General features: G+C 70.8%; 6 protein-coding genes and 2 rRNA genes. 2 read left to right on the top strand and 6 right to left on the bottom strand.

The genetic code is table 11. The features are described 5' to 3' along the window. Positions 1–197 precede the first annotated feature (197 nt). The 4 genes from BOQ63_RS09810 to BOQ63_RS09825 form a co-directional block, all read right to left on the bottom strand. Positions 198–2,321, bottom strand: a complete 2,124-nt coding sequence (locus BOQ63_RS09810; protein WP_030290297.1) for an ATP-binding protein — start codon at positions 2,319–2,321, stop codon at positions 198–200. Beyond that, positions 2,318–3,016 carry a Pvc16 family protein gene (locus BOQ63_RS09815; RefSeq protein WP_030290296.1) on the bottom strand — a complete coding sequence of 233 codons (699 nt, stop codon included), beginning with the start codon at positions 3,014–3,016 and terminating at the stop codon, positions 2,318–2,320. The genes BOQ63_RS09810 and BOQ63_RS09815 overlap by 4 nt, the downstream gene beginning before the upstream one ends. A gap of 460 nt (positions 3,017–3,476) precedes the next feature. Beyond that, on the bottom strand, positions 3,477–6,722 hold the full coding sequence (locus tag BOQ63_RS09820; protein ID WP_150475785.1) for a DUF11 domain-containing protein: 3,246 nt from the start codon (positions 6,720–6,722) through the stop codon (positions 3,477–3,479). A gap of 160 nt (positions 6,723–6,882) precedes the next feature. Next, on the bottom strand, positions 6,883–7,623 hold the full coding sequence (locus BOQ63_RS09825; protein WP_030557617.1) for a helix-turn-helix transcriptional regulator: 741 nt from the start codon (positions 7,621–7,623) through the stop codon (positions 6,883–6,885). A 133-nt stretch (positions 7,624–7,756) separates the two neighbouring features. Here BOQ63_RS09825 and BOQ63_RS09830 point away from each other — a divergent pair, with 133 nt between their 5' ends. Both BOQ63_RS09830 and BOQ63_RS09835 read left to right on the top strand, forming a co-directional pair. Then, positions 7,757–9,217 (top strand): COG1470 family protein, encoded by a 1,461-nt coding sequence (locus tag BOQ63_RS09830; RefSeq protein ID WP_191093543.1) that lies wholly within the window; start codon positions 7,757–7,759, stop codon positions 9,215–9,217. A 324-nt stretch (positions 9,218–9,541) separates the two neighbouring features. Further along, positions 9,542–10,891, top strand: a complete 1,350-nt coding sequence (locus BOQ63_RS09835) for an eCIS core domain-containing protein (RefSeq protein ID WP_030290291.1) — start codon at positions 9,542–9,544, stop codon at positions 10,889–10,891. A 67-nt stretch (positions 10,892–10,958) separates the two neighbouring features. Here BOQ63_RS09835 and rrf read toward each other — a convergent pair. Further along, a 5S ribosomal RNA gene (gene rrf, locus BOQ63_RS09840) occupies positions 10,959–11,075 on the bottom strand. 86 nt (positions 11,076–11,161) lie between these two features. Then, a 23S ribosomal RNA gene (locus BOQ63_RS09845) occupies positions 11,162–14,282 on the bottom strand. Between the last annotated feature and the right edge of the window lie 62 nt (positions 14,283–14,344).

Consider the following 14,344-nt stretch of genomic DNA (forward strand, 5'->3'; position numbering starts at 1 on the left):
GCCGATCGCTCACTGATCGCTCACTGATCATTCGCCCCCGAGTCTGCGGTCCGGGCGCCGTCCGGACCATGTCCCGAGGTCCCGGACCGGGGGCAGCACCGGCTGCCCCGGCGGGCAGTCCGACCGGTCCCCCCGGGCGGCCCCGCAGGGCCCCACCGCTCCGGACGCGACCGTCCAGGGGTCAGCCCAGGGGGTGGTCAGCCGCGCCCGCTGTCCCCGAGGACGCCCAGCCACGGCCCGAACTCGCTCTCCAGCACCAGCCGCCCGAGTTTGCGGTACTCCCCGACCACGGCGGCGACCAGCTGCGCCATGCCCAGCGGCGCTCCGCTGCCCGCGGCCAGGTAGGCGGCGGAGACCGCGCAGGCCCGGATGGAGCCGCCGGTCAGCTCGAAGTGCCGGGCGCAGAAGTCCAGGTCGAGGTCGTCGCCGCGGGGCAGTCGCGTCCCCAGGCAGCGGTCCCACAGCAGGCGCCGCTGCGCCTGGTCGGGCAGCGGGAACTCGGCGATGACGTCCAGGCGCCGGGTGAAGGCCTCGTCGAGGTTGGCGCGCAGGTTGGTGGTCAGCACCGCGATCCCGTCGAAGGACTCCATCCGCTGGAGCAGGTAGGCCGTCTCCACGTTGGCGTGGCGGTCGTGGGCGTCCTTGACCTGCGAGCGCTTGCCGAACAGTGCGTCCGCCTCGTCGAACAGGAGGACGGCGTTGACCTGCGCGGCCTCGGTGAAGACGCGGTCCAGGTTCTTCTCGGTCTCGCCGATGTACTTGTCCACCACGGTGGAGAGGTCGACGACGTACAGCTCCATGCCGAGCTCCGCCGCCACCACCTCGGCGGACATCGTCTTGCCGGTGCCGGACTCCCCCGCGAACAGGGCGATCACCCCGTTGCCCCGGCCGCCGCCCGGCCGCATCCGCCACTGCCCGAGCACCCGGTCGCGGTGCCGGGCCCGCAGCACCAGCTCGCGCAGCCGGCCCGCGGTCGGGTCCGGCAGCACCAGGTCGGCCCAGCCGACCGCCGGCTCGATCCGGCGGGCGAGCCGGGCCAGGCCCGCGGCGTTCTGCGCCCGGACGGCGGCCCGCAGATCCTCGCCACGCACCGGGCGGTGCTCGGCGGCCGCCGTCCGGGCCGCCACCGCGGCGGCCCGCTCCAGCTTCTCCCGGTCCAGCCGGAAGGCGGCCACCGCCTCGGCCAGCTCCTCCGTCAGCTCCCGGCTCGGTGGCGCCCCGCCCGCGGCCAGCGCGCGGGCCCACTGCCCGGCCCGGTCGCGCGCGTCCGGCGGGGGTACGGTCACCACCACCGGGCTCTCCCGGGCCCAGACCGGGTCCCACACCTGCGGGCCGTGCACGACCAGCGGGACGGGCCCAAGTTGCGCGCACAGGTCGCGCAACAGGGCCGCCCGCTCGGGCCGTTCGGGTTCCAGCCGGTCCAGCGGGCCGAGCACCACGCCGCCCCCGCCCAGCCGGGCCTCGCGGGCGAGCACCCGCACGGTGCCCGTCGACGGGTGGGCGGCGGCCAGCGCGGCGGCGGCGACGACCAGGGGCGGCCGTCCTGCGGCCGCCAGGGCGGCCACCGCCGACGGGCCGGCCTGCCCGCCCGGGTCCAGCAGGTACACCGGCCCGCCGGCCGCCGCGGCCGCGGCCACGACCGCGCTCAGGTGGTCGAGGGGCTCCGGGTCGGCCCCGGTGTGCGGATCGGCGCGACGGGCCAGGCCCGCGAGCGCGTCGTCCGGCTCGTCGTCGCCGAGCAGATGGGCCGTCACCCGGTCCGGCACGCGCAGGGTGCGGGAGAGCAGCGGGCGCTCCGGGTCGGTGACCTCCAGCAGACCGCCGGCCACCAGCGGGGCCCGGGCGGAGAACCGGAAGCGGCCGGCGCCCGCCCCGGGCAGTCCGCACAGTTCGAGGGCGAGCGCGACGGTGGCGCGGCGGCGGGTCAGGTCGTCGTTGAGGTAGCCGTAGAGCTGCTCGAAGCGGGTGTCCAGATCGGGGGCGAGGGCCACCAGCAGCAGGTCGAGGTCCACGGGGAGCAGGCCGAAGTCCGCGCCGAGCCGGGCGAGCCGGGAACCGGGCGGCGGGGCGTCCGCGGTGCCGTCCACCGTGTTGCCCTCCGCTGCAACGGCGAAGCCCGGCGCGGCGGAGGACGCCAGGATCCGCTCCACCGCCTCCGGGCCGAGGTACTGGCCGCGGTACGGGTCGTCCGGGTCCGGATCGTCGGCCCGGCGTTCGCGCACCGCCGCCCGGACCCGCTGCTCGACCCGGTGCAACCGCTCCCACAGGTGGTCCCGGGCGGGCGGCGCGCCGTTGACCGCCTGTGCGAGGTCGAGGCTCATCGCGCCCTGCCCCGCGTCCTGCGGCCGGGCGGCAGAACGCGCTCCCTGGGCGCGGCGAAGCCGTCCGTCCCGGGGTCCCCGGCGCCGTGGTAGCGCAGCCGGCGGCCGCCCGGCTCGCTCTCCCGGGTGGTGTCCGTGGCCCGCACCACCAGCCCCTCGGTGACCGGCGGCCCGGCGGGGGCGAGCCCGCCGGGCAGCGGGGCGAGCACCCGGAGATCGATCGAGGGCCGCAACTCCCCGCCCAGCGCGGACCAGACGTCGGACACCGACGGCAGGCCGGTGTCGCGACCGGCGATGTCCAGCCCGACGGTCAGCCCGAGCCGGGCGAGCGACCCCGTGAGCAGCCGGGCGGGCAGCGCGTCCACGGCGGTCAGGCACTGCAACACCTCGGCCAGCAGCCGGTGTTCGTCCTGCGGGCGGTTGGTCCAGACGGTCACCAGATAGCCCAGCTCGAACCAGCGGGGCGCGGGTCGGTGCCCGACCACCACGCCGTCCTCGTCGTACTCGGCGACGGCGCCGGCCTGGCGGCGCCCGGTCTCCTCGCGGAGCCCGTACAGGAACACACTGACCGTCGGCGCGGTGCGCCGAGCCGCGAGGTCCCGGGTCGGCGCGTCGAACACCACCTCGACCCCACGCTCCGGCAGCCCGGCCTCGCCCAGCAGCGACCGCAACGCCTCGTCCACCTCATGGATCACCGGGTCCCCACCTCCCTGCCGACACCGCACACCCGGACACGGCCCGCCGAGCCCCGGGGGAGCCTTTCGACCACCACCCCGGCGCCGCGTTCCGGCAACCGGACCTGACGCACCGTCGCCCCGCCGCCCGACGGAGGCCACGCCCGGATGCCGCCCGCCGGCTCTTGGGCCGACACGGCAAGGGCCACCCCGCTCCCGGACCCGGCCAATCGGGCCTCAGCCCGTACGTCCGACCGGTGATTCACTGCCGTTCCTCCTCCCCCAGCGAGCCGGGGCTGCCCTCTCCCGCCAGGGCGGGGTCGTATCCGGGGCCCGGTCGCGCCCGTGGAAACGGTCAACAGCTGGACCGCAGAGCTCCCGCCGCGCCTCGGGCGGCCGGGACCCGCGGCGGTGCCCGGCTGCAACGTGCAGCGGGCCGACGGGCCACGGACCGCCACAGCCCGCGCGGCCGCCTCCCCACTCACCGCCGCTCCACCTCCCCCGGCGGGCCGATGCTGCCCTCCACCACCAGGAACGGGGTGGTCACCGGGGAGAAGCCCGGGCCGTCGGCCGTGATGGTCCGCGGGCCGGTCTCGTCCTTGGGGAGGATCAGCAGCTGGCCCGCGAAGGTCCCGTCCGCCTTCGGGTAGGTGGGGGCCGCGGCGGCCGTGATCCCGGGCTGCCAGGTGAAGCGAACCGGCGCGCCGGGCGGGAAGTCCGTGCCGCGGACGGAGGTCACGAAGCCGGGCTTGCCGATCGGCGGCACGGCGACGATACGGGGCTGCAGGATGCGCAGTGGGGTGCTCGCCCGGTGCGGGCCCGCGGTGGCGTCGGTGCCGGTGGTGGTCAGTTCCGCGGTGACGGTGGTGTCCAGTGCGGCCACGGGCGAGAGCACCACCCGGACCACCTGGCTGCGGCCGGGGGCCAGGTCGGCGAGTTGGCAGCTGCCGTCCCGGCAGCCCGGTGGCAGCGCCTCGGTGGGCACTCCGGCGGGCAGGCCGAGGGTCAGGCGCAGCCCGGTCGCCAGGGCCTGGCCGGTGTTGCGCACGGTGTAGCTGACGGTCACGTGGCCGCCCACGTAGCCGGGATCGGGCTGGGCGTCGACCGCCACGCCGGGGCCGGCCTGCGGCGGCGGTGCGGGCGCGGGCGCCGGAGGCGGCGGCACGGGAATGCGCGAGGTGCTCGGGGTGGGCGTCGGGCTCGGGCCCCTGCTCGGAGTCGGCGGGGCGGTCGGGGACGGCGTGGGTGTCGGCGAGGGCGTGGGTGTCGGCGAGGGCGGGTCCAGCACCGGCAGGATCGTCTCGGCGGACCCGTTCTCCGGGTTCGGATCGACCACCGCCCCGGTGACGCTCCAGCCGAACGGCTGGTCGCCGACCCGGGTGCCGATCAGGCGGCCGGTGACCCGGACCTGCGCGCCCGGTGCCAGCGTGCCGAGCTCGCAGCGCAGCGCCGCCGCGTCGCACTGCCCGACCGGGCTGGTCAGCTTGCCGAGCCGGGCCCCGGTCGGCACCGAGGCCGTCAGGACGGTGCCGGGCGAGGGTGCGGGGCCCTGGTTGGTGACGGTGATCGTCACGTCGGTGCCGCCGTCCACGGGGACGGCCGGGGTGCGGGGCGGCGCGCTGAGCGTCAGGTGGACGGACCGCTGGACGGCCGGCTCCTTCTGGCGCCCCGGAAGCCGCCAGTCGAGCGGAGTCAGCTTGGCCGTCGCGAAGTCGTAGACCTTGAGGCCCTCGGGGGAGTTCGGCGGCGCGGCGCGCCGGGAGGTGAGCACCAGTTGCCCGCCGTCGGCCGTCCAGGCGACGTCGCGGGGCTGGAAGGGACCGCTGGAGCGGTCGGGCAGCGGCCGGCCGCAGGCGCCATCGCCGAGCCCGGCGGGCAGGACCACCGTGCAGTCCTGGCCGGTCGGGGTGGTGACCACGACCCCGTCCTGCCGGTTGTTCCCGCCGTCACCGGCCTTGCGGTTGAAGGCGATCCGGCGGCCGTCGGGCGAGAAGGCTGGGCTGTCGTCGATGACGTTGCAACTGCCCGGGCAGGCGGTGCGGCTGAGGTCGTTCTGCCGGCCGAGGTCGTCGGCGGGCACGGTCCAGATGTGCCGGTTGCCGGGGTTGCCGTTGATCACGGCGGTCCTGGAGAAGGCGATGAGCTTGCCGTCGGGGGACCAGAAGGGTTCGTCGTCCGCGGCCCCGGCCTGGTCGGCCGGCGGCTGGACGGTGCCGACGATCGCGCCCGTGGCGACCTGGGCGATCACGATCCGGCCCGGGCGGGCGGGTCCCCGTCCGCTGCCCGGGGTGCTGCGGCTGAACACGATCAGCCTGCCGTCCGGGGAGAGGGAGGGATCGGTGTCCCGGTCGGTCGGGCCGCGCCCGGCGAGGTTCATCGGGTGCGGGTCGGAGCCGTCGGCGTCGGCCAGCCAGATCCGTTGGATCCGGCCGGCGGACGAGTCCTCGTAGCGGGTGACCACGATCTGCCGCCCGTCGGGGGTGTAGGTCTGGCGTTCGTACCAGGGGTCGTAGCCGGGGCGGGGGTGGAAGAGCGGGTCGGCGGCCGGGTCGGGGTTGGTGTTGGTGTCGGCGGCCGGGTCCTCCGTGAGCACGCTGATGCCCAGGTCGCGCGGGTCGGCGCCGTCGGGTCGGACGTCCTGGACGTCGGCGACGTTGGCGGCGGCGGCGCTGGTCTGCTCGACCACCGGGCCGCCCCCGTTCTGCGGTCCGAGCCAGGTCGGTGTGGCGATCAACCGGTTGGTGCTGTAGAGGAGTTGGGGGTCGGTGCAGTCGCAGGTCGGCGCCCGGTACAGGTTCACCACCGGTGGCTGCGCCGGGTCGGCCGGCTGGGGTTGCGTCTTGGGGGCGAGCCGGTCGGCGCTGAGGAAGAGGACTCCGCTGCCGTCGGCCAGCCAGGAGGCGGAGCCGCTCCTCCAGGTGGATCCGGTACCGGGGAAGAACGCCTTGTCCCCGCCGGTCGGCGAGGTGAGCATCAGGGTGCGGCCCTTGTCGCCCTGGTCCCAGGTGTAGACGATCTGGTTGCGGTGCGCGTCGTCGTTCACCGGGTTCCAGGTCGGGTCGACGGCGTCCCCGCTGGCCACGTTGGTGACCTTGACGGGCGCGCCGCCGGTGAACGGCCGCAGGTAGATCTGGATGTGCCCCGGCTCGCCGGCGCAGGCGTAGGCGACCCACCGGCCGTCGGGCGACACGGTCGGGTGGGTCTCGTCGGCCGTGCCGTCGGTGAGTCGGCGCAGCCCGCTGCCGTCCCGCTCGACCGCCCACAGGACGTGCTGGGAGCTGCCGTCCTTCCTGGGCTCCAGGGACTCGAAGACGACGCCCTTGCCGTCCGGGGCGAGCGCCGGGTGGGCGGTGTCCATGCCGGTGGTGAGGCGGCGCAGCGAACCGGTCGCGTCGCGCAGGTACACCTGGGGCAGCGAGCCGTCCCGCAGGCTGGTGAAGACCAGTTCGTCGCCGCGGGCCGAGGGGTCCTGGTCGAAGTGGACCGGGCCGGGGCCGAACAGCGGGGTGCTGGCCTCCGGGCCGGTCACCCGGCCGAGGCCGCGGTGGTTCGTGCCGGCGTAGACGATCCGGCCGCCGGACGGGTCCTCGGCTGCGGCGGCCGGGCTGCCCGGTCCGCCGGGGGCGGAGCCGAGCGTCAGCACGGCGGCCGCCAGCGCGAGCAGCACCGCGACGGCGGCCCGGGCCGGCCGCCGGATGGAGCAGGGAGTGCCGGTGGCGGCGGTCACGCGCGACCTCACAGGGTGGCAGGGGCGGTCTCCCGGCAGTCTCACCGGCTCGGGCTCCCGGGAACAGGGCCGGGGCGCCCGAGCCGGGGGTAACGACCGGTGCCCCAAAGGGCAGGCCGCCACGGCACCGGCAGGCGGGGCGGGCGGTCGTCCGTCCGTCTCAGATCAGCCCGCGCCGCATGGCGTACCCCACGGCGTGCGCCCGGTTGCGCAGCCTCAGCCGCGTGATGATCTCGTGCAGCACGTTCTTGACCGTCCGCTCGGAGTACGAGGTCTTGGCCGCGATCTCACTCGTGTCGAAACCCTCGGCGACCAGCCGCAGCATCTCCGTCTCCCGGGCGGTCAGGGTCGACAGGGTCAGGCCCCGCCCGTCGAGCATGGTGCGCTGGAGCATCCCGATCCGGTCGAGCAGCTCACCGAGCAGGTCCCCCGGCATCACGCCTTCGCCGTTGGCCAGGGCGGTGACGAGGTGCACCAGCCGGTCCTGGTCCGCCTCCGAGCGGCGCAGCACGGCGGCGACCCCGCACTCGACGATCGTCTGCAGCCCGCCGGCCTCGAACTGCCCCACCACCAGGCCGATTCGGCCGGAGGTGGCGAGCCGCAGCCTGCGCAGGTTCTCGGCCACCGCCTCGGTCAGGGCGTCGACCACGAGCAGGGAGACCTCCGCCCGGCCAGCCTCGTCCTCGCTCAGCAGCTCCACCTCGGGCCGTTGGCGCAGCTGCTGGACCACGCCGGTCTGCAGGATGACGTCCTCGGCGTACACCGCCACGGGTATCTGGGCAGGCCTACGCTTCTGGACCGGGATGCGGGGGGCGGCCGGGCGGGCGCTGCCGGAACGTGGCACCACCGGGGGCCGGTGGGTGGTGGCTGCTTCGCCCCGGGGTGCTTCGGTCGACGTCATCGAACTCTCCATTCTCCAGTGGACCTGCGGCGGTGCCGGGCAGGGTCGGTCGGTCCGTACGGGCAAGGGGTGTGCCCACGGCTTGCCCGTACGGCCCTCTCCGCGGACGGTCCGCCGGTCCTACCGTCACGCCATGACCACATCCGCCGAACTCGGCCTGCCCGCGCTGACGGTGGCGCCCGGTGGCGTGGCCACCACGACGCTGACGGTGCGCAACGACCTCGACATCGTGGAGGCGTACACGCTGGAGGTGGTCGGCGACTGCGCCGCGTGGACGACGGTCGAGCCGGCCCGGGTCTCGCTCTACCCGGGGACGTCGGAGACGGTGACGGTGCGCCTCGCTCCACCGCGTTCGCCCGCCGCCCGGGCAGGTGAGTTCCCGCTCGGCATCCGGATCCTGCCGACCGAGCGCCCCGAACTGGTGACGGTTCCGGAGACCACCGTCACCGTGACGCCGTTCCACGAACTGCAGGCCGCCCTCGCGCCCCGCCGCCGCCGTGGCTGGCTGCGCGGCCGCTACCGGACGTCCGTACGCAATCTCGGCAACACCCCCGGCACCGTGGTCCTCACGCCCGGGCAGGCCGGCGAGGAGCTGCGGTTCCGGGCGACCCCGGAACGGCTGCGCCTCGAACCCGGCGAGTCCGGTGAGCTGCGGCTGCAGGCGCGGGCCCGCAAGCTGATCTGGTTCGGCAAACCGGCCTCCTGGCCGTTCGAGGTCACGGTGGGCCCGGAGCAGGCCGCCACCGGCAAGGGCGCCGACGGCGAGGCCTCGGCCGCCACGGGTACCGGCGCCCCCGACGCCAAGGGCGCCGGCGACGGCAGGGACGCCAAGGACGCCAAGGACGGCAAGGGTTCCGGCAGCACGGGCAGGGCCGCCTCCACCGAAGTCCCCACGCCCCTTCAACAGACGTTGCTGGACGGCGAGTTCATCCAACTGCCGATCTTCCCGAAGTGGCTGCTCGCCCTTCTGGCGGCGCTGCTCGCGCTGCTGCTGGCCTGGTTCGCCCTGGTCCGGCCGGCGGTACGCAGTTCCGCCAAGCAGGCCGCCGAGCAGGCCGTCGCCCAGCAGAGCGCCACCCCGGCCGCGAGCGCCGCCGCACCAGGTGGTGCACCCTCGGCAGCCTCCGGCGGCAACCCCGGCAACCCCGGCGGCCAGGGCAAGCCCGGCGGCGGCCAGCCCAGCACCGGCGGGCACGCCGTCGGTCCGGGCCTGGCCGAGCCCGGAACCGGACGGCAGAGCTCCGCCACCATCGACGTGCAGACCGCCAGCGGCGCCTCGTCCACCGGCAACTACCAGGTGCCGCACGGCAAGGTGTTCGACATCACGGACATCGTGGTCGCCAACTTCCAGGGCGATCAAGGGTTGTTGACCATCACGGCCGGCAAGCAGACGATCACCACCATCGCCTTGGAGACCTTCCGCAACCAGGACTACCACTGGGTGACTCCCATCCAGGTCCCCGAGGACCAGGCTGTGACCGCGGCCGTGACCTGCGAGTCGCCGGGCACTCCGGCCTCGGGCAAGCAGGCGGAAGCCTGCCACGAACTCCTCAACATCAGCGGGGCGCTGAGCGACATCAAGCAGGGGAACTGAACCGGGGCACGGGGCGCTCCTCCCCCTCCGTCTCCACAGTGCCGCCCATTCGCATCTCCTCCCGCGCCTCGCGACCATGTCAACTACCCGTCGGCAACCATGGCCCGTTCGCACACCTACCGGCAAGCCCCGCGAACCGCGCCCACCGCGCCCACCTGCCCTTCCGGGGAAGCCCGACAGGCCCTCCGGGGCAAGCGGACCGCCCCCGCAGACGCCGCTGACATCCCCTCAGTACAGCAGTAGCTTTGCCCTGTTCCCGCACCAAAGATGCCTGCGGGGCCGTATACGCACCGAATCGCCACAAGGGGGAAGGAACCCGACTTCGTGCGCAGCCACCAGCCGGACCGGCGAACCGACCCGGCCGCCGCCCCCGCCGCCCCCCGCGCGGTGCGCCCCGGCCCGGGCCCGAGGTCCGGCACCGCGCTCGCCCTGCAACGGTCCATCGGCAACGCCGCGGTGACCCGGCTGGTCCAACGGACCCGGCACGGGGCCGACGGCTCCGGTCGCTCCGGCGGTTCCGGTTGTTCCAGCAGCGCGAGGGGCTCCAGCAGCGCCGGGTGTTCCGGTGAGCACGGGGAACTGCCGCTCCAGCGCTCCCTGGTGCACCAGGTGCTGCGGACCGTCGGACAGCCCCTGGACGCCACCACCCGCCACGAGATGGAGTGCCGCCTCGGCGCCGACTTCTCCGACGTACGGCTTCACACCGGCAGCACGGCCCGCGCGTCCGCAGCCGAGGTCGGCGCCCGGGCCTACACCTCGGGCAACCATGTGGTGCTCGGAGCAGGCGGCGGCGACCGGCACACCCTGGCGCACGAACTCACCCACGTCATCCAGCAGCGCAGCGGCCCGGTCGCGGGCACCGACCGCGGCGACGGCCTACGGGTGTCCGACCCGTCCGACCGCTACGAACGCGAGGCCGAGGCCAACGCCGTCCGCGCCCTGGCGGCGCCGCTCGTCCACGCGGGGGCGGAGGCCGGGCCCGGCTACGCCTCCAGGACGCCCGGGGCAGCGGAGGCACCGGTGCAGCGGATGCCGCCCAAGCGCAAGGCAGAGGCCGCCGAGTTGTCCGAACCCTCCGGCCGAACGACCCGCGGCAAGGCCCGCGCCGCGAACCTCGACCTCAACCGGCCCGTCCTGGAGTTCACCTCGGAGTACGAGGGACCGGCCACCCAGCGACTGGACGACGCCCAGAGCATCGGCTTCCAGCAGGTGGCACGGCTGCGGAACCCGCCCGGCGCCCCGCAGCAGGTCGCCACCAACTACCACTTCTGGCAGGAGGTCAAGGACTCCAACGTCCAGATCGTGCGGTCGGGGACGGACTTCCCCGCGACGCCGTCCAGCCGCCCCTGGATGCAGGACGGCCCCTACCGCCCGCCGTACAACAACGCGGTCATCAACAACGCCCAGAACATGATCGAGTTCAACGACAACCCCGGCTTCTCCACCTCGGCCCGGATGACCGCCGGGTACTGGCTGAGGTCCTACCAGGTCTCCTTCCGCTGGAAGGTCGCCCACGCGGCCGGCCCCTGGAGCCGCACCATGCCCGCCTGGACCAGCCCGGAGGTCACCCACACCCTGCACTCGGAGTTCGACCCCGAGCACCCTGACCAGCCGTCCCCCATCGTCGCCTCCCCGGCCGGGGACTTCACCTGGAACGTCGACCTGTCGGAGTGACGCCCGACGCCGAGCTGAAATGCGAAAAGCCCCTGATCCAAAGGATCAGGGGCTTTTCTGAATGATTGTTCGGCGGCGTCCTACTCTCCCACAGGGTCCCCCCTGCAGTACCATCGGCGCTGTGAGGCTTAGCTTCCGGGTTCGGAATGTAACCGGGCGTTTCCCTCACGCTATGACCACCGAAACACTATGAAACTGTCAACCGCACCAACCCACGCCTTACGGGGTCGGGGTCGTTGTTTCAGAACAACACAGTGGACGCGAGCAACTGAGGACAAGCCCTCGGCCTATTAGTACCGGTCAACTCCACCCCTCACAGGGCTTCCATATCCGGCCTATCAACCCAGTCGTCTACTGGGAGCCTTACCCTCTCAAGGAGGTGGGAGTGCTCATCTCGAAGCAGGCTTCCCGCTTAGATGCTTTCAGCGGTTATCCCTCCCGAACGTAGCCAACCAGCCATGCCCTTGGCAGAACAACTGGCACACCAGAGGTTCGTCCGTCCCGGTCCTCTCGTACTAGGGACAGCCCTTCTCAACACTCCTACGCGCACAGCGGATAGGGACCGAACTGTCTCACGACGTTCTAAACCCAGCTCGCGTACCGCTTTAATGGGCGAACAGCCCAACCCTTGGGACCTACTCCAGCCCCAGGATGCGACGAGCCGACATCGAGGTGCCAAACCATCCCGTCGATATGGACTCTTGGGGAAGATCAGCCTGTTATCCCCGGGGTACCTTTTATCCGTTGAGCGACGGCGCTTCCACAAGCCACCGCCGGATCACTAGTCCCTACTTTCGTACCTGCTCGACCCGTCAGTCTCACAGTCAAGCTCCCTTGTGCACTTACACTCAACACCTGATTGCCAACCAGGCTGAGGGAACCTTTGGGCGCCTCCGTTACCCTTTAGGAGGCAACCGCCCCAGTTAAACTACCCACCAGACACTGTCCCTGATCCGGATCACGGACCCAGGTTAGACATCCAGCACGACCAGAGTGGTATTTCAACGGCGACTCCACAACAACTGGCGTTGCTGCTTCAAAGTCTCCCACCTATCCTACACAAGCCGAACCGAACACCAATATCAAGCTATAGTAAAGGTCCCGGGGTCTTTCCGTCCTGCTGCGCGAAACGAGCATCTTTACTCGTAATGCAATTTCACCGGGCCTATGGTTGAGACAGTCGAGAAGTCGTTACGCCATTCGTGCAGGTCGGAACTTACCCGACAAGGAATTTCGCTACCTTAGGATGGTTATAGTTACCACCGCCGTTTACTGGCGCTTAAGTTCTCAGCTTCGCCCAGACGAATCTGAGCTAACCGGTCCCCTTAACGTTCCAGCACCGGGCAGGCGTCAGTCCGTATACATCGCCTTACGGCTTCGCACGGACCTGTGTTTTTAGTAAACAGTCGCTTCTCGCTGGTCTCTGCGGCCACCCCCAGCTCAAGGCGCAAGGCCCGTCACCAGGAATGGCCCCCCTTCTCCCGAAGTTACGGGGGCATTTTGCCGAGTTCCTTAACCATAGTTCACCCGAACGCCTCGGTATTCTCTACCTGACCACCTGAGTCGGTTTGGGGTACGGGCCGCCATGAAACTCGCTAGAGGCTTTTCTCGACAGCATAGGATCATCCACTTCACCACAATCGGCTCGGCATCAGGTCTCAGACTATATGTGAGGCGGATTTGCCTACCCCACGTCCTACACCCTTACCCCGGGACAACCACCGCCCGGGCTGGACTACCTTCCTGCGTCACCCCATCGCTCACCTACTACCCCGTTGGGCCACCGGCTCCACCACTTCCCTTTGCCCGAAGGCTCCGGGACGGCTTCACGGGCTTAGCATCAGAAGGTTCAGCGTTGGCGCTTCAAAGCGGGTACGGGAATATCAACCCGTTGTCCATCGACTACGCCTGTCGGCCTCGCCTTAGGTCCCGACTTACCCTGGGCAGATCAGCTTGACCCAGGAACCCTTGGTCAATCGGCGCAAGAGTTTCCCACTCTTGTATCGCTACTCATGCCTGCATTCTCACTCGTATACCGTCCACGACTCGATTCCTCGGCCGCTTCACCCGGCACACGACGCTCCCCTACCCATCACAGCAGGCGTTGGCCCTATTCGCTGCAATGACACGACTTCGGTGGTGTGCTTGAGCCCCGCTACATTGTCGGCGCGGAATCACTTGACCAGTGAGCTATTACGCACTCTTTCAAGGGTGGCTGCTTCTAAGCCAACCTCCTGGTTGTCTCTGCGACTCCACATCCTTTCCCACTTAGCACACGCTTAGGGACCTTAGTCGGTGTTCTGGGCTGTTTCCCTCTCGACCATGGAGCTTATCCCCCACAGTCTCACTGCCACGCTCTCACTTACCGGCATTCGGAGTTTGGCTAAGGTCAGTAACCCGGTAAGGCCCATCGCCTATCCAGTGCTCTACCTCCGGCAAGAAACACGTGACGCTGCACCTAAATGCATTTCGGGGAGAACCAGCTATCACGGAGTTTGATTGGCCTTTCACCCCTAACCACAGGTCATCCCCCAGGTTTTCAACCCTGGTGGGTTCGGTCCTCCACACGGTCTTACCCGCGCTTCAACCTGCCCATGGCTAGATCACTCCGCTTCGGGTCTTGGGCATGCAACTCAAACGCCCTATTCGGACTCGCTTTCGCTACGGCTACCCCACACGGGTTAACCTCGCTACACACCGCAAACTCGCAGGCTCATTCTTCAAAAGGCACGCAGTCACGGCCCACCAGCAAGCTGGCGAACGACGCTCCCACGGCTTGTAGGCACACGGTTTCAGGTACTATTTCACTCCGCTCCCGCGGTACTTTTCACCATTCCCTCACGGTACTATCCGCTATCGGTCACCAGGGAATATTTAGGCTTAGCGGGTGGTCCCGCCAGATTCACACGGGATTTCTCGGGCCCCGTGCTACTTGGGAGATGAGCAAGCAAGCCGTACAGATTTCGTCTACGGGGGTCTTACCCTCTACGCCGGACCTTTCGCATGTCCTTCGACTACCCATACGGTTTCTGACTCGCCCAGCCGCCGGCAGACGACTGAAGCTCATTCCCACAACCCCGTATTGGCAACCCCTGCCGGGTCTCACACCAATACGGTTTAGCCTCATCCAGTTTCGCTCGCCACTACTCCCGGAATCACGGTTGTTTTCTCTTCCTGCGGGTACTGAGATGTTTCACTTCCCCGCGTTCCCTCCACACTGCCTATGTGTTCAGCAGCGGGTGACAGCCCATGACGACTGCCGGGTTTCCCCATTCGGACACCCCCGGATCAAAGCTCGGTTGACAGCTCCCCGGGGCCTATCGCGGCCTCCCACGTCCTTCATCGGTTCCTGGTGCCAAGGCATCCACCGTGCGCCCTTAAAAACTTGGCCACAGATGCTCGCGTCCACTGTGCAGTTCTCAAACAACGACCAGTCACACACCCTCGGCAACC

The organism is Streptomyces viridifaciens (assembly GCF_001888885.2).
Classification (GTDB): domain Bacteria; phylum Actinomycetota; class Actinomycetes; order Streptomycetales; family Streptomycetaceae; genus Kitasatospora; species Kitasatospora aureofaciens.

Coding starts and splice junctions, on each gene's coding strand:
- BOQ63_RS09810 (WP_030290297.1), bottom strand. CDS start 2,321: ATGAGCCTCGACCTCGCACAGGCGGTCAACGGCGCGCCGCCCGCCCGG.
- BOQ63_RS09825 (WP_030557617.1), bottom strand. CDS start 7,623: ATGACGTCGACCGAAGCACCCCGGGGCGAAGCAGCCACCACCCACCGG.
- BOQ63_RS09830 (WP_191093543.1), top strand. CDS start 7,757: ATGACCACATCCGCCGAACTCGGCCTGCCCGCGCTGACGGTGGCGCCC.